Below are 15170 nucleotides of genomic sequence, written 5' to 3'. Positions count from 1 at the left end.
GGTACTCAGATCCCTTCCGGGGTCAGGTCGGTCCAGTGCGCGTCGACGTGGTCGAGGCACTCCTGCCGGCCGGCGGGGCCGTGCGTCGCCGCCCAGCCCGCGGGGACCGTGAGGTCCGCCGGCCACAGGGAGTGCTGGCGCAGGTCGTTGACGAGGACGAGGTAGGACGCGTCGGCGTTCTCGAACGGGTTGGTCATGGTGTGCTCCTAGGGGCGCGGGGAGGTCGGGGCGGGGCTGGTGGGCAGGTCGCGGGACCTGCGGATCGGTCCGAACAGGAGGACGAGTTTGCCGAGCACCCCGGCCGTGAGCAGGATCCACAGGGTTTCGCGGATCCCGATCGTCGCGCCGAGCGCGCCGCCGGTCAGCGCGCCGAGCGGGATCAGGCCGAAGGCGACGAAGCTGCCGCTGGTGCCGATCCGGCCGAGCATGTCGGGCGGGCAGTAGCCCTGGCGGAACGCGCCGCCGATCACGTTGCCGGCGACGATCCCGGCGGCGGGCACCAGCAGGCCGACCGCGAAGAACGCGAGCGCCCAGCCGGGCCCGGTGAGCGGGATGAGCAGCCCGAACGGGGTGGTGCCGAGCGAGAAGAGCAGCAGGGCCCGGGCGGTGCCGACCCGGCGGGCGACCCGGTTGGCGACGACCGCGCCGAGCACCCCGCCGAGGCAGTCGGCGGCGAGCAGCAGGCCGACCATGCCGGGTCCGGCGCCCACGGTCTGGACCAGGAACACCACGAGCAGGGCGTGCCCGGCGCTGAGCAGCAGGTTGTCGATGGACGCGCCGACGGTCAGGATCCGCAGGTACGGGTCGCGGACCATGAAACCGAACCCGGCCCGGATCTCCTCCCGCAGGGTCGTGGTGCGCGGCTCGGTGGACCGGGCCGGTTCCTTGGTCCGGATGGCCAGCAGGCACACCGTGGAGATGACGAACGTGCACGCGTCGGCGACCAGGCCGAGCACGGCGGTGAGCGCCTGGGTGAGCATGCCGCCGATGCCGCTGCCGGACACGACGGCGGCCTGGGCGCTGCCCTGGAGTTTCGCGTTGCCCTCCGCCAGGTCCTCCTTCGCGATGATCGACGGCAGGTAGGCGGAGTAGGCGGGGCTGAAGAACACCCCGGTCGCGCCGCCCAGCAGGCTGACCGCGACGAGCTGGCCGAGGGTGAGCGCCTCCAGCCAGGCGGCGATCGGCACGCTGAGCACCAGGACCAGGGACACCAGGTTGGCGACGACCATGGTGGGTCGGCGGGGCAGCCGGTCGATCCACGCGCCGGCCGGCAGGCCCAGGACCAGCCACGGCAGCCAGGAGGCGGCGCTGAGCAGGCCCATCACGAACGGGCCGGCGTGCAGGAGTTCCAGGGCGACGAGCGGGAGGGTGACGCCGGAGATGGCGTTGCCCATCACGCTGGCGGTCTCGCCGAACCAGAGCAGGCGGAAGTCGCGGTGCCGCAACAGGCCGCCGCGCGGGGCCTTCCGCGCCGGACCTGTGGCCGGGCTGGCCGGGGTGGCCGGGGCGGGGGCCGGGGTGGCCCCGGTGGCCGGGGCCGGGGGGCTCTCGACGGTGGTCATACCAGGTGCTCCTGTCGTTCGGGCGCCGTCGGCGTCCACACGTCCTCCGGGCCGACGTCCGGCACGGAGTACTTGCCCAGCGCGCTGATCAGCAGCCGCAGTTCCAGCGCTAGCGCCTCGACCAGCCGGACGAGTCCGAGCCCGGGGTCGGCGTCGGCGGCCAGCAGCGCCGCCCGGCCGAGTCCGACCGCGCTCGCGCCCAGGGCCAGGCACTTCAGCGCCCGGGTGCCCTCCCAGATCCGGCCGGTGGCCAGCAGGTCCCCGGCGGGGCGGCCGATCCGGCGCAGGCACTCGGCGAGCGGCAGGCCGACGTGGTCGAGGAACGGGACCGGGGCCCAGCCCGTGCCGCCCTCGGCGCCGTCGACGGTGACGGCGTCCGCGCCGGCCGCCCACGCGACCCCCGCCGCGTCGGCGACGTCGCGGCCGGGGTGCAGCTTCACCCAGACCCGGGCGCGCGGGAAGTTGTTGCGCATGAACCGGATCTGCTGGCGGAGGATCTCGTCGGTGAACGTGCCGGGGCTCGCGCACCGCAGTACGGGGTCGTCGCCGAACACCGGGTCCAGGGCGAACTGGCCGCCGAGCAGCGCCGCCGCCTCGGCAGACAGCACGGTCATCCCGCCGAGTCCGGGCTTGGCGCCCTGGCCGACCTTGAGTTCGAAGGCGAGCCGGCCGGACTCCAGCAGCGGCAGCGCGGACGGGTCGCTGTAGACGAGGTTCCACACCTCGGCGTCGGCGTCCTCGGTGCTCTGCTGCACGACGACCCCGCCGAACCCGTCGACGGCGTGGTCGGCGTAGGCCCGGATCCGGCCGACCAGGGAGGAACCGGCGTCCGGGTCGAGCCGGCCGTAGCCGTTGACGGGGACCACGTTCTCGCCGATCACCATGGGCAGGCCCAGGCCGGCGGCCTGCCGGCTCACCGCGAGCCCCAGGTCGGCGCTGGCCACCTGGGTGGAACCGAACGCCGACAGGTACACGGGCAGCGCGGCCCGGAAGCCGCCGACCGTGGCGGTCAGGTCCACATCGGTGTGCAGCGGCTCGCGGCCCAGCTCGATCAGCTTCTCCAGGCGGCGGGGCATGAACACGGGGGGTACGAGGCGGGCCGCGTCGAGCGCGTCGCCGGGCACGGGCAGTCCCGCGCCGTACAGGGTGCGGCCGTAGTCGGCGGTGTCCGGGAACACCGCCGCCGTGCCGCGCAGGGCCCGGTCGCGCACGGCGCGCGCGTCGAAGCCGGGGGCGCGCAGGCCGGTCATGCCGACACCACGCCGGGGATCTTCGGGTACGCGCTGGCCTGCCACACCGAGGTGAGCCCGGCGACGTAGCGGGTGAGGCGCTCCAGTCCGATGCCGAAGCCCGCGCTGCCGGGGATGCCGTCGCGGACCATGTCGAGGTACCAGCCGTACTTGGCCGGGTTCTCGCCGGACTCGCGCATCCGGGTGACGATCCGCGCGTACTCGTACTCGCGCTCGCTGCCGCTGGTCAGTTCGCCGTACCCCTCGGGGGCGATCAGGTCGAAGTTGCGCAGCCTGCCGGCCTCGGTGCGCGATTCCCGGTCGTAGAAGCCGCGCGAGCCCTTCGGGTAGTCGGTGACGAAGAACGGGCGGCTGGCCTTCGAGGACAGGATCTCCTCGTTCCGCCAGTCGATCTCCGCGTCGGCGCTCTGTTCCAGGCCCAGGCCGCGCAGGTTCGCCACCGCGTCGGCGTGCGTCATTCGGTCGAACGGCCACTCCAGCAGCTCGGTGAACGCCTCCGGGCTGCGGCCCAGGGCGGCCAGCTCGGCGGAACGCTCCGCGATCACCCTGCGGACGGCGTTGACGACGATGCCCTCGGCGACGGCCATCGCGTCCTCGCGGGTCGCGCCGGAGATCTCGACGTCGATCTGGTGGAACTCGGCCAGGTGCCGGTTCGTGTTGCACGTCTCCAGCGGCTCCAGGCGCACGTTCGGCGCGATGCAGAAGATCTTGTCGAACGCGAGCAACGACGCCTGCTTGTACAGGATCGCGCTGGTCATCAGCTTGTACCGGTGGCCGTAGAAGTCGATGTCGACCTGCTTGGAGCCCCGGCCGCCCGGGTCGGTGACGGGTCCGATGATCGGCGGCAGCAGTTCGGTGAACCCGAGCCCGGTGAGGTGCTCACGCGTCGCCGACAGGATCGCGTTCTGGATCCGCAGCGTGTGCCGGGTGGACTCCCGCGAGAGGTGTTCGCGGGGCGAGGCGGGCGGAACGACGGTGGTCACGGTGGTTCTCCTTCGGGAGGTGGGAGCCCAGTGCGGGGCGGTCGTAGGTGCGTTCGACGTGGGACAGGGAGGTCAGGAGGTCGGCGGAACCGAGCCGGCGGCGGGTGCCGGGGCCGACCAGGTGGCCGATCGGCATCGCGCCGACCTCCGACCAGCGCAGCCGGCCCGCCGGGTCGATGTGGCTGCGGGCCCGGCCGGCGTTGTCCGGGTGCAGGCAGAACGGCACGTCGAGGTACCCGCGCGCGAACGCCCTGGTCAACGCGCGTCCCAGGTCGTCGTCGAGGTGCGCGACGGCTTCGATGAGGGCGCGGGCCTCGGCGTACACCCCCGTGTCGGTGGGGGTCTCGCCCGGTCCGGCGGCGCGGGCCCGGCGGGCGGCGGCCGAGGCGGTCTCCAGGGCGCGGACGTTCTCCGCGACGGTCGGGATCCGGTGCGCCTCGGCGACGGTCTTGACGATCAGGCGCGCCGCCCCGGTGCGGACCGCCAGCTCGGCGGACCGTTCCAGCAGGCTGGTCGCCCCGGCCGGGGTCTTCGGGAACACGCCCATGTAGGTGTAGATCACGATGTGCCAGTCCAGGCCGGGCAGCAGTTCCCCTGCGAGCCGGCGGAGCGCGGCCACGGCCTCGGCGTCCTGGCCCGGGTGGGTCTGCTGGGCGTAGCTGAGCGAGACGCTGCGCAGGCCGTGCCGGGCGAAGAACATGGCCTCCAGCACCGAGATCGCCACCAGCAGCCCCGGCGGGCACAGCTGGCCCATCATGCAGCCGCCGAACGTCTCCAGGTGCGGTTCGACCCCGGGTCCGCGCAGCGCGGCGAGCAGTTCGCACGAGCGGGCCCAGTTGCGGACCGAGTCGGCGAGCGGGGTCCGGCCGTACGGCAGGCAGTAGGACACCGGGCCGCCCTCGGTGGCGTCGAGCCCGGCCCGGGCCAGCGCCAGGATGATGTCCTCCGGGCAGGCCGAACCGTGCCGGACCTGCACCGGGAACCGGTCGTCGCGCACCCCGTCGAGGACGGCGGCGGTGACGGCCGGGCCGTGCGCGACGATCGGGAAGCCGTTGAGGCCCGCGCCGCTGGCCAGGGCGAGGCCGGCGGCCCGGTGGTCGCCGATCCGGGTGTAGCTGTCCAGGGTCATCGTGCCGACCGTGGTGGCGTCGGCGTGCCGGGTGGCCAGCAGGCCGGCGCGCATCGCGGCCGGGTCGCTGATCCCCATCCGGGGCTGGACCACCAGTTCGCCGGCGGCCCGGGCGCGGCGGACGAAGCCGCCGAAGGAGGTGGCGGGGAGGAGGTCGGCGGTCACCGGGAGGCTCCCGCGTGCCGGGTGGGGCCGCAGAGGGCGGCCTCCGGGAGGTCGGTCCCGGACCGGTCGTCGTCGGGCCGGGCGGCCCCGGCCACGGCCAGGGTGGTGGCGGCGCCCGGTAGGGCGGTCAGGTTGGTTCCGGTTCCCGGTAGGGCGGTCGGGTTCGTCGCGGGTCCCGGCAGGGCGGCCACGAAGGACCGGAACAGGCCCAGGCCCGCCCCGTCCTCGAACACCGCGTCGAAGCCCGCGTCCAGCAGGGTGTGGGAGTGCCGGGCGTTGTCGGCGCCGGCGATGCCGAGCTTGCCGCCGATCACGATGGGGGTACCGGCCAGCTCCGGGCACGCCCGCAGCAGCTCCACCACCCGCGCGCCGTCGGTGAGCCCGTGGCCGTTGACGCTGCTCAGCACGATCAGCGCGGGGCGGCGGCGCCGGCACTCGGCGACCATCAGCTCGTCGGGGACGCACGGGCCCAGGTTCGCGACCCGGTGGCCCAGTTCCTCCAGGAGCAGGTGCAGGTAGACCAGGTTCCAGGTGTGGGAGTCCGAGGCCGTGCCCGTGACGATCACGTCGAGGCCCGCGACCGGGTGGCCGCCTCCCGTTCTCTCGATGTCCGTTCTCATGGGGACGACACTGCCGGGACCGGGCCGCGCGGACATGGGTGAGCGTGACCCATCTTCGTGCCCCGGAGCGCCGGTCGTGGGTGGCCCGCGTTGTCGGGCGAGCGACGGGCGGGTGCCCTGACCTGGGCGGGAGTGCTACGACGCGGCGGGGGACTTTATGCGTACGCGGCGGGTCAGGCGTGCCGGGTGACGAGCGCCGACAGCTCCGTGCGGTCGGCGCTGTCCAGCTTGTCCATCAGACTGGCGACGTGCTTCTCGACGGTGCGCGGGGAGATGAACAGCAGCCGGGCGATCTCCGGGTTCGCGCGGCGCTCGCCGAGCAGGGTCAGCACCTCGTACTCGCGGACGGTCACGCCCCGGTCGGCCCACTCGGCGGGGATCGCGTCCCGTCCGGTGCGCCGCTGCATGACCCGCACGCCGGCCTTGCGCAGCAGCGCCCGGCACGCGCCGGCCACGGCGGCCACGTCGGCGGTGTGGAAGTGCTCCTCGGCGGCGCGCAGCCAGGCCACGGGCTCGCCCCAGCCGTCGGCGAGCGCGGCCTCGGCGACCAGGCGCAGCACGAGGTGCCGGGCCATCGGGAACGGCGCGGCGGCCCGCACGGCCTCCGCGAGCGCCTCGGCGGCCTCCTGCGGGCGGCGCTCCCGGCCGAGGAGGACGGCGTGCGCGGCGAGCACGAACTGGTGGTTCCAGCGCAGTTTCGCGGCCGGGGCGGCGGCCACGTCGGCATACCCCTCGCGGCCCGCCCGACCGGCGAGGATCTCCAGGAGCAAACCCAGCCCGTACCGGCCGGACTGGTAGTAGATCGTCGGGTTGCAGCGCTCCCACTCGCGGATCCGGGCCATCTCGGCCTCCGCGCCGGGCCGGTCCTCGCCGAGCAGGGCGCAGATGGCCCGGTGTCCGAACACGATGGGCAGGTGGAAGGACTGCTCCCCGCCGTGTCTGCGGAACTCGGCGAGCGCCCTGCGGAGCCCGTCGCGCTGGCCCTGGTGGGCGGCGGCGGCGATCCGGATCACCAGCGCGAACTGCGACTCGCCCTCCTGGCGCATCCGGGTGGTGGCCCCGAACAGTTCGGTCGCGAGGCGTTCGGCGTCGGCGAACTCGCCGTAGAGGACGTGCTGCATCGCCAGGGTCGCGTCGGCCTGGTAGCCGGCGGTGACCGCGCCCAGGTCGAGCGCCGCCCGCCGGGCCTGGCGGACCTGGTCTGCCTGGCCGGTGCGCATCAGTTCGTTGGTGGCGAGCCGGATCTGGGCCCTCAGCCGCCAGATGGACAGCCCGTGCTCGTCGGCGGTGCCGAACATGCTGCGCAGGTGCACGTCCGCGTCGTCGAACGTGCGCCGCCGGGCGAGCAGGGCCAGCACCTGGCGGGCCTGGCAGGCCACGGCCGGCAGCGGGGCCTGCTCGGCGGTCCGGACCACGCGCAGCGCCAGGTCCTCGGCGCGGGCCGCCCGGTCCTCCCCCGGTACGTCGCCGAACGTGAGCAGGTGCGCCTCGACCACGTCCACGGGGGCCAGTTCCTCGGGGCCGGCGTCCGGGCCGAGCAGGGCGCGGGCGGCGGCGACCTGGTCGGCGGCCTCGCCCCACTGTCCACCGACGACACACACCCAGGCCAGCCGGGTGTGCAGGGCGGCGCGCCGGGCGGGGCCGAGCAGCGCGCCACCGGCCAGTTCGGCGCCGAGCCGCAGGGCGCGGTCGACGTCGCCGGCCTCGGCGAGCGCGTAGAGCAGCGAGGACAGCACGTCGGCGCGGTCGTTGGCGTGGCCCGCCTCGGGGACGAGCTCCATGGCCCGGTCGAGGAGCCGCACCGCCGAGCCGGCCGCCCCGTCGGCGAGCGCGCGCCGGCCGGCCTGCGCGTACCGCAGCCCCGCGCCGGGTCCGTCGCCCGCGACGAGGCGCAGGGTGGCGACGAGCTGGCAGAGTTCGCCGGTCAGGTCCGGGGACACCGATTCGAGGGCGTCGGCGGCGGACGCGGCGATCGTGGCGCGCTCGGCGGGCAGCAGGGTGCTCGCGAGGGCCTCGGCGGTGAGGGCGTGCCGGAACGCGTACCAGTCGGGTCCGGTTCTCGACGGCACCAGCAGCCGGGCCTGCACCCCGGCGCGGACCAGGGCGTTCAGCTCGGCCTTCGGCAGCCCGGACGCCAGGTGCAGGGCGCCGAGCGGGAAGCGGCGGCCGATGACGGCGGCGACCTCCAGTGCCCGGTGCCAGTCGGGGCCGAGCCTGCGGGCCCGGTCTGTGACGCTGGCGACCACGGTGGACGGCACGTCGACCCGCAGGTCCCCCACGACCGTCCAGGCCCCGTCGGACCGCAGCAGCGCCCCCGCGCCGATCATGCCGCTGAGCAGCTCCTCGACGACGAACGGGTTGCCGTCGGCGGCCCGGGTCAGCCGGGCGACCACCGGCGGCGGCACCTCCCCGACGGGGACGCCGAGGCAGCCGGCGGCCATCTCGTGCACCTGCCCGCCGGTCAGCGGCTCCAGCTCCACGAGCCGGGCGACCCGGCGCTGGGCCCCGGACCGGGCCAGGGTCAGCGCGGCCGACGGCGTGGACCGCAGGCTGGCCAGGACGACGACGGGCTGGTGGGAGAGGTTGTCCATCAGGTACTCGACGATGTCGAGGGTCTCGGTGTCCCCGTCGTGCAGGTCCCCGAGGCACAGCACCGCGCCCCGGTCCCGGCCGACGACGGCCAGCAGCCGCAGGACGGCCTCGGCGAGGACCACGAGGGAGTCGCCGGTGTCGGTGACCGGACCGTCGCGCCACTCGGGGATCAGCCGCCCGAGCGTGGGCCGGTACGCGGCCAGCTCCGGGGCGTCGGGCACCCCGTCGGCGCGGGCCAGGGAGAACAGGGCCTCGGTCAGCGGCCGGAACGGCACGGTCGCGCCCGCCGGGGTGGCCCGGCCGCGCAGCACGGTCATGCCCGCCGCCGTCGCGCGGGCCTCGCACTCGCGGGCGAGCCGGGACTTGCCGATCCCCGCGTCGGCGACCAGGAACACCGCGCCGCCCCGGCCCTGGCGCGCGGCGGACAGCGCGCCGTCGAGCAGTTCCAGCTCCTCGGCGCGCCCCACGACCACACGGGACATCACGTGCACGGCCGCACGCTACCGCCGTGATCAGCATGACTGCGGCAAGTGACTGAATCCGGATACAAGTTGACACTGTTTCGGCGTAACGGGACCCGGCCGGCGCGTGCCGACGCGACGGTCCCCGGAGGACGGCCCGGCCATGGTCGGATCCCCGGACGCGCGAAAGGCCCGGACGCCGGGTGGGCGTCCGGGCCTGCAGGGCCGGCGGGTGGGTCACATGTTGGCGTTCGGGCTGGGCGTCGGGTCGTCGCGGCTGCCGTTGCCGGTGCCGCCGTCGGCGGTCAGCCCGCAACCGTGCGCGGCGACCGCGCAGTGCCCCGGGTTGGGGCCGCCGGTCCCGGCGTCCGCCGTCGCGGCCGCGACGCCCGCCGCGCCCAGCAGCAGGGCGGTCAGGGCGGCCAGGGCGATCGTGGCTCCGGTGGTCTTCGGCGCGTTCATGGTGTGTCTCCCAAGCGAGTGTGCGTTGTCCGTGTGCCCCGTGACTCTGGCACTCAGCCTGCCCGGCCCGCATGGGTGTGCGACACCCAGTTTCTCCTAGTGTCGGGCAGACGTCACCGCAGGTCAGAGGCAGTGACTGCCCTCACGGCGGCCGGGTCGGGGATCGGTCGGTCCGGTGTCGTTCAGCCGACCGACACGGGGTCGTCGGTGTGCGTGTCGCCGTCCGCGCGGATCAGGATCCCCGTCTCGACGCCCACCGCGACGGCCGGGACCGCGATGGCGGCGACGATCAGCACCAGGAGGGCGAGTCCGACCACGGGGGCCGCGCCCCGGACGAGCCAGCTGCCCGTGCCGCAGAACACGACGAGGAGCGCCGCGATCTCGCCAAGTACGAAGGTGACGGCGATCGCGACGTACGCGAGGACCATGTAGCCGGCCGAGCGCGCCCAGCTGTGGTGCACGGCGGTGTGCCGGTCGCGGCGCGCCCCGGCGGCGATCGTGCCCAGCGCGCCCCGGATCTCGAGGATCACCGCGATCAGCAGGGCGGGCAGGACCTGGGCGGCGAGGGCGTAGAAGTTCTCGTTGCGCATCGGCCCCACGCTGCCAGCAGTGCCCGATTCGTCCGCCCCGACAGGCCGGAGGACCTGTGACGGGTACCGGACGGGCCGGCCACCCGTGCGGGTCCACGACACCGGTGGGCGGCGACATGGCGCGCCACGGGGCGGGCCGGGCGCGGAATCTTCACGGTTCCACCACCGGGCGGCCCGACCGGGCTGGTGGGATCGGGGCATGACCTCCTCATCGATCGCGTATCTCGACCACGTCGCCGCGAGCACACCCGGCCGGGACTACAAGGGACGCGCGTTGGCGGCGCTGGACCTCGTACCCGGAAACATGGTTCTCGATCTGGGGTGTGGGCCCGGGACGGACCTCGCCGGCCTGGTCGCGGGGGTCGGGCCGACCGGCGGCGTGATCGGCGTCGACGCGGATCCGGAGATGCTGGCCACGGCGCGGCTGCGGGTCCCCGTGGCGACGTTCCACCTCGGGGACGCGCACGCGCTGCCGCTCGCGGACGCCAGCGTCGACCGGGCCCGGGCCGACCGGGTGCTCCAGCACGTGGCCGACCCGGCCCGCGCGGTGGCCGAGCTGCGCCGGGTACTGCGGCCCGGCGGCCGGGTCGTGCTCGCCGACAACGACTGGGACACCCTGGTCGTGGACGATCCCGACCTGGAGACCAGCCGGGCGTACACCCGCTACGTGAGCGACGCACGGGTCCGCAACGCGACCGTGGGGCGGCAGTTGGCCCGGCTGTGCGCGGCGGCCGGATTCGTGGTCACCGACGTCGAGGCGGTGACCATCGTGTTCCGGGACCTGTCCGTCGCCGAGCGGATCCTGCGGATCGGCGACGTGACCGGGTGGGCGGTGCGGGACGGGGCGATCGACGCGGACCGGGCGCGGGCGTGGCTCGCGCGGGTCACCGCCGGCCCGTTCCTGGCGAGCTCCACGGTGTTCGTCACGACGGCGACGGTGCCGGACTGACGCCGGTGGCGGGCGGGCGGGGTCCCCGGCCGCCGCCCGCCCCGCGTGCTCCCCGGCGGCGGGTCAGCCGATCCGGGTGTGGCTGAACGTGAAGTTCACGTCGTCCCAGGTCGCGCCGTCGTCCCAGGAGAACCGCTGCGCCCAGTCGGCCCGGCCGTCGCCGTGGTTGTCCCACTCGTAGCGGACCAGCACCGGTACGCCGTCGAACTCGTCCGGGCCCTCGAAGATCCCGCGCGGCCCGTCGAACCGGCCCGCGACGGGCGTGTCGAGCACCCCGGGCAGCCGGCTCGACATCCACCAGATCCGCCAGATCCCGGTCGCCGGGTCGAACAGCCGCAGGGTCGCGCCGAACGTGGTCTCCCCGCCGGGCGGTTGCGCCGGCACCGTCAGGGTGTCCACGTTGCCCAGCCCGCCGAGGATCGGCCGGCAGTCCCCCGTGCCCTCGAACTCCACCCACTCCGTGCACGCCCGGTCCTTCACGTCGACCAGCTTGCGGCCGACCGTGCGCCATTCGCCGTGGTAGAAGTCGAAGTCGTGCCGGCCGTCGTTGTCGTTGTTCCCAGTCATGCGGGGACCGTAACCGGGACCCACTGACATCTTCTGTCAGTGGGGATCAGCTGCCGTCGCGGTGTGCCGGGAGCAGCGCGGCCTCCGGTCCGGCGGCGGGCTTGCGGGTCCGGGCCGTGCCCAGGATCGACCCGAGGATGACCAGGGGGAATCCGACCGCCATGCCCGCCGTCAGCGGCTCGCTCAGCACGATCACGCCCAGCAGCAGCGCCACGGCCGGGTTGATGTAGGTGATCACGGTGGCGCGGGCGGGGCCGACCTCGGCGATCAGGGCGAAGAACACCAGGAACGCGGCGACGGTACAGATCAGGGCCAGGCCGAGGACGGACCAGCCCGCGTCGGCGGGGATCCGGTCCGGCCACAGGAACGGGGCGAACGGCGCGTAGAGCACCGTCGCGATGACGAGTGAGCCGGTGACCACGCCGATCGGGGACGCGTCGCCGAGTTTGCGGCTGACGATGATCGGCCCGATGGCGTACCCGAGCGCGGTCAGCATGATCGCCCCGACGGCCGTCAGGTCCGAGAAGTGGATGTCCAGCCCGACCAGGGCGGCGACCCCGGCGAACCCGATCCCCAGCCCGACCAGCCGGCGGGTGTCGAACTTGTCGTGCCCGAGCCGTGTGACGATCACGGCCGCGATCAGCGGGACGACCGCGATCAGCAGCCCGGCCGTGGAGCTGGTCAGCCGCTTCTCCGCGTGCCCCAGCAGCAGCCACGGGCCGGAGATCTCGACCAGGGTGTAGACGAGCAGCCACTTCCAGTGCTTGAGCGCCGAGGACATGCCCTTGGCGTACAGGGCGATGGGGAGCAGGACCGCCGCGCCGATCAGGGTGCGGCCGAACGCGACCACCAGCGGGTCGATGTCCACGACCGCGATCCGGATCAGCAGGTACGGCACGCCCCAGATCACGCTCAGCGCCAGGAACAGCGCCCAACCACGTCTCGTCACGGCGGTACCCCCCAGTGGCTCGTGTCGCGTGTTCCTGCGACGAACGTCCGCCAGGCTACGTCCTCACAGCCGGGGGCCGCGGGGCGTCCCGCCCGGACCGGGGCCCGTCGTCGCCGTGGACCGGACGGAACCTGGCAAATCCGGCGCGGACGGGCCGTCAGGCGGGGCGGTAGGCGGTCTCGACGACCTGGTACGGGTCGTGCCCCGGCACGATGTTGTGCATCGTGACCCGCGCGCCGTCGGGTTCGAGGTGGACCTGCCAGCCCCAGTCGGGCCCGGACGGGGCGGGGTAGGTGCCGGCGAGCCGGATCACGCCGTCCTCGCCGACGGTCCCCGACAGGGCCAGCCAGGACGGCCCGGTGTGGTACGAGTCGACCCAGACGGCCGTCGCGCCGGCCGGGTCGTCGGGCGTGCCCGCGAGCAGCAGCAGCCCGTCCTGCGGGGTGCCGCCGTCCGCCCAGGTGTAGGCGAGCGTGACGAACTCCCTGGCCGTGACGGTGACCGTCGCGGTGGCGGCGGACTCCTGGTAGTCGTCCGTGGGCATCAGGCGCAGCTTGTTGGTGCCCTGCCAGCCGCCCAGGAACGGGGTCATGCGATCGACGATGCCCATCGTCGCAGACTAACCGACGGCGGCCGGTCGGGTGCGCGGACCGGGCCAGCGGTGGCCGGCGCGGGCCGGGCGTCGCGGGTCGCCTCGGTGGCCCCGGCCCACGCCACCGAACGACACCCACGGGGCGCCCGCCGGAAATTCTCCGACCGCGTTGTCGATCCGGCCGGTTCCCGAACGTCGTCAGGGTGTACGGCACCTCAGCGAAGCCCCGGGGCCACCAGGTCCCGGACACCACGACCGCAGGAGTACCCGATGATCCCGAACGCGACCGCCACCGCCCGCACCCTCGCCGTCCCCGGCGTGCGCCTGCACTACGTGGTGCGCGGCACCGGCCCGCTGCTCGTCCTCCTCGGCGCCCCGATGGACGCCGACTCCTTCGCCCCGCTGGCCGACCTGATGGCCACCGACCACACGGTCGTCACCACCGACCCGAGGGGCGTGCACCGCAGCGTCCAGGACGACCCGGAGCGGGACTCGACCCCGCAGCTGCGGGCCGACGACGTCTCCCGGTTGCTGGTGCATCTCGACGCGGGGCCGGCCGACGTGCTGGGTTCCAGCGGCGGGGCGGTCACCGCGCTGGCCCTCGCGCAGGCGTATCCCGGGCAGGTCGGCACGGTCGTCGCCCACGAGCCGCCGGTGGTGGACCTGCTCGACGACGCCGCCCGCGCCCGGCACCACGCGGCCACCGAACACCAGATCGCGACGTACCTGGCGGGCGATGTCCTCGGGGCCTGGGCGCACTTCATGGCCGACGCGAACATCGAGCTGCCCGAGGGCGCGCTGGAGATGATGTTCGGCGGCGAGCGGGCCCCCCGACAGGTCGCCGACGAGCGCTTCTGGTTCGCGCACGAGCTGCGCGGCACCACGAACTGGCTGCCGGACATCGCGGCGTTGCGCGCCGGCGGGGTGCGGATCGTGGCCGGGATCGGCGAGGACTCGGCCGGCGAGACGTGCGACCACACGACCCGGGCGCTCGCGGCGGCGCTGGGCGTCGGGCCGACGATGTTCCCGGGCGGGCACATCGCGTTCGCGGAGGACCCGGACGGGTTCGCCGACCGGCTGCGCGCGGTGCTGCGCGGGAACTAGGGCAGCGGGCGCGGAGGCTGGTCGGGGCGCGGCCCGTGTTGCCCCGCCGGGCGGCGCCGGCTCCGGCCCGGAGGACGCAGGAACAGATCCGACGGGTACCGGAGCCGCGCCGGTCAGAGCTGGACGCGGTACAGGAGGAAGCCGCGGTTCTCGGCGACCTGGTCGTACAGGCGGCGGGCGGTGGTGTTCGACTCGTGGGTGGACCAGTACACCCGGTCGCAGCCCCGGGCGCGCGCCCAGTCGGCCACCGCCGCGATCAGGGCGCGGGCCACCCCCTTGCCGCGCGCCTCCGCCGCCGTGAACAGGTCCTGGAGGTAGCACACGTCCTCGCCGGTGGTGTTGGCGTGCACGAGGAAGTGCGTGATCCCGACGAGCCGGCCGTCGACCTTGGCGCCGAGGGCGTGCATCCGGGTGTCGGCGGCGAACTCCGTCCAGGCCCGGTCGAACCGCTCGGCGGGCAGGGTCCGCCCGTAGAAGGTGTTGTAGCCGGCGAACAGGGTCTCCCAGTCCGGGCGGTCCTCCGGGGCGAGCCGGTCAATGGTGATCATGGGGCGACTCTAGTGCTGGCGACGATGTTCGAGCGGACCGCTTCACCCCCGGCGATCCAGTCGGCGGTGGTCCGGACGGCCGCGAACCCGGCGTGCAGGGCCACGAGCATCGCCCGGTGCAGCTCCTCGGCGGTCACCCGGCCGGCCTCGTTGGCCAGGTCCAGGGTGCCGGTGGCGTCGGAGAGCACCTCCACGGCCAGGCCCCGGTGGAACGCCTCCCGGGCGGTGGACTCGTCGCAGTGCTGGGTCATGTACCCGGCGATGGTGACCGTGTCCACGTCGTGCGCGGCGAGCCACTCCGCGAGGTTGGTACCCGTGAACGCCGAAGGCCAGGTCTTGTCGATCAGGTGGTCGTGGGGCCGGTCGGCCACGGCGTCGACCAGCGTCCAGCCGGGGGTGCCCTCGGCGAAGATCGGGGCGGCGGCGCTCTCGGTGTGCCGGACGACGACGACCAGGTGGCCGGCGGCGGTCGCGGCGTCCATGGCGGCGGCGATGTTGGGCAGGGACACGGACAGCGGCGGGTACGTGATGGGCAGCGCGCCGGTCACGTACTCGTTCTGGACGTCGATGATCAGGAGTGCCTTCGTCATGGGTACAGCCTGCCCCGCGCGGCCCCGGGCCGGTGAGGGTCGCGCCGGCCTCCGACC

The 15170-nt window shown here is 74.5% G+C and carries 16 protein-coding genes; 2 read left to right on the top strand and 14 right to left on the bottom strand.

What is annotated here, in order from left to right; all coding sequences use genetic code 11:
- Positions 1–5: 5 nt before the first annotated feature.
- From AB0M43_RS07980 to AB0M43_RS07940, 9 genes are all read right to left on the bottom strand, one after another.
- Complete coding sequence (locus AB0M43_RS07980) at positions 6–197, bottom strand: MbtH family protein (RefSeq protein ID WP_363722240.1); 192 nt, start codon at positions 195–197, stop codon at positions 6–8.
- A gap of 9 nt (positions 198–206) precedes the next feature.
- Positions 207–1562, bottom strand: a complete 1356-nt coding sequence (locus AB0M43_RS07975; protein WP_363722239.1) for an MFS transporter — start codon at positions 1560–1562, stop codon at positions 207–209.
- Positions 1559–2812: a glutamate synthase-related protein gene (locus tag AB0M43_RS07970; RefSeq protein ID WP_363722238.1), complete on the bottom strand. Its 1254-nt coding sequence runs from the start codon at positions 2810–2812 to the stop codon at positions 1559–1561. Before AB0M43_RS07970 ends, AB0M43_RS07975 begins: the two co-directional genes overlap by 4 nt.
- Positions 2809–3795 carry an asparagine synthetase A gene (locus AB0M43_RS07965; RefSeq protein WP_363722237.1) on the bottom strand — a complete coding sequence of 329 codons (987 nt, stop codon included), beginning with the start codon at positions 3793–3795 and terminating at the stop codon, positions 2809–2811. Before AB0M43_RS07965 ends, AB0M43_RS07970 begins: the two co-directional genes overlap by 4 nt.
- Positions 3692–5089, bottom strand: a complete 1398-nt coding sequence (locus AB0M43_RS07960; RefSeq protein WP_363722236.1) for a methylaspartate mutase — start codon at positions 5087–5089, stop codon at positions 3692–3694. The genes AB0M43_RS07965 and AB0M43_RS07960 overlap by 104 nt, the downstream gene beginning before the upstream one ends.
- Positions 5086–5709 (bottom strand): cobalamin-dependent protein, encoded by a 624-nt coding sequence (locus AB0M43_RS07955; RefSeq protein ID WP_363722235.1) that lies wholly within the window; start codon positions 5707–5709, stop codon positions 5086–5088. The genes AB0M43_RS07960 and AB0M43_RS07955 overlap by 4 nt, the downstream gene beginning before the upstream one ends.
- A 173-nt stretch (positions 5710–5882) precedes the next feature.
- Positions 5883–8783, bottom strand: coding sequence for an AAA family ATPase (locus AB0M43_RS07950; protein WP_363723304.1), 2901 nt, complete (start codon positions 8781–8783; stop codon positions 5883–5885).
- 216 nt (positions 8784–8999) lie between these two features.
- Positions 9000–9224, bottom strand: a complete 225-nt coding sequence (locus tag AB0M43_RS07945; protein ID WP_363722233.1) for a hypothetical protein — start codon at positions 9222–9224, stop codon at positions 9000–9002.
- 182 nt (positions 9225–9406) lie between these two features.
- Positions 9407–9814 carry a hypothetical protein gene (locus AB0M43_RS07940; RefSeq protein ID WP_363722231.1) on the bottom strand — a complete coding sequence of 136 codons (408 nt, stop codon included), beginning with the start codon at positions 9812–9814 and terminating at the stop codon, positions 9407–9409.
- Positions 9815–10013: 199 nt separating this feature from the next.
- Here AB0M43_RS07940 and AB0M43_RS07935 point away from each other — a divergent pair, with 199 nt between their 5' ends.
- On the top strand, positions 10014–10763 hold the full coding sequence (locus AB0M43_RS07935) for a methyltransferase domain-containing protein (RefSeq protein WP_363722230.1): 750 nt from the start codon (positions 10014–10016) through the stop codon (positions 10761–10763).
- A 63-nt stretch (positions 10764–10826) separates the two neighbouring features.
- On the opposite strand, the gene AB0M43_RS07930 is transcribed toward AB0M43_RS07935, so the two are convergent.
- The 3 genes from AB0M43_RS07930 to AB0M43_RS07920 form a co-directional block, all read right to left on the bottom strand.
- A complete protein-coding gene (locus tag AB0M43_RS07930; RefSeq protein WP_363722228.1) occupies positions 10827–11330 on the bottom strand; it encodes a hypothetical protein in 504 nt (167 codons plus the stop codon).
- A 46-nt stretch (positions 11331–11376) separates the two neighbouring features.
- Complete coding sequence (locus AB0M43_RS07925) at positions 11377–12279, bottom strand: DMT family transporter (RefSeq protein WP_363722226.1); 903 nt, start codon at positions 12277–12279, stop codon at positions 11377–11379.
- Between the two features lie 157 nt (positions 12280–12436).
- A complete protein-coding gene (locus tag AB0M43_RS07920; protein ID WP_363722225.1) occupies positions 12437–12889 on the bottom strand; it encodes a DUF1579 family protein in 453 nt (150 codons plus the stop codon).
- A 252-nt stretch (positions 12890–13141) separates the two neighbouring features.
- Here AB0M43_RS07920 and AB0M43_RS07915 point away from each other — a divergent pair, with 252 nt between their 5' ends.
- Positions 13142–13975, top strand: coding sequence for an alpha/beta hydrolase (locus AB0M43_RS07915; protein ID WP_363722223.1), 834 nt, complete (start codon positions 13142–13144; stop codon positions 13973–13975).
- A gap of 113 nt (positions 13976–14088) precedes the next feature.
- On the opposite strand, the gene AB0M43_RS07910 is transcribed toward AB0M43_RS07915, so the two are convergent.
- Both AB0M43_RS07910 and AB0M43_RS07905 read right to left on the bottom strand, forming a co-directional pair.
- Complete coding sequence (locus AB0M43_RS07910) at positions 14089–14523, bottom strand: GNAT family N-acetyltransferase (RefSeq protein WP_363722221.1); 435 nt, start codon at positions 14521–14523, stop codon at positions 14089–14091.
- Positions 14520–15113: a cysteine hydrolase family protein gene (locus AB0M43_RS07905; RefSeq protein WP_363722220.1), complete on the bottom strand. Its 594-nt coding sequence runs from the start codon at positions 15111–15113 to the stop codon at positions 14520–14522. Before AB0M43_RS07905 ends, AB0M43_RS07910 begins: the two co-directional genes overlap by 4 nt.
- Between the last annotated feature and the right edge of the window lie 57 nt (positions 15114–15170).

The sequence above is a fragment of the Longispora sp. NPDC051575 genome (genome assembly GCF_040681875.1).
Lineage (GTDB): Bacteria > Actinomycetota > Actinomycetes > Mycobacteriales > Micromonosporaceae > Longispora.
Note: the sequence above shows the minus strand (reverse complement) of the source record. Positions and strands in the feature narration are given on the sequence as shown.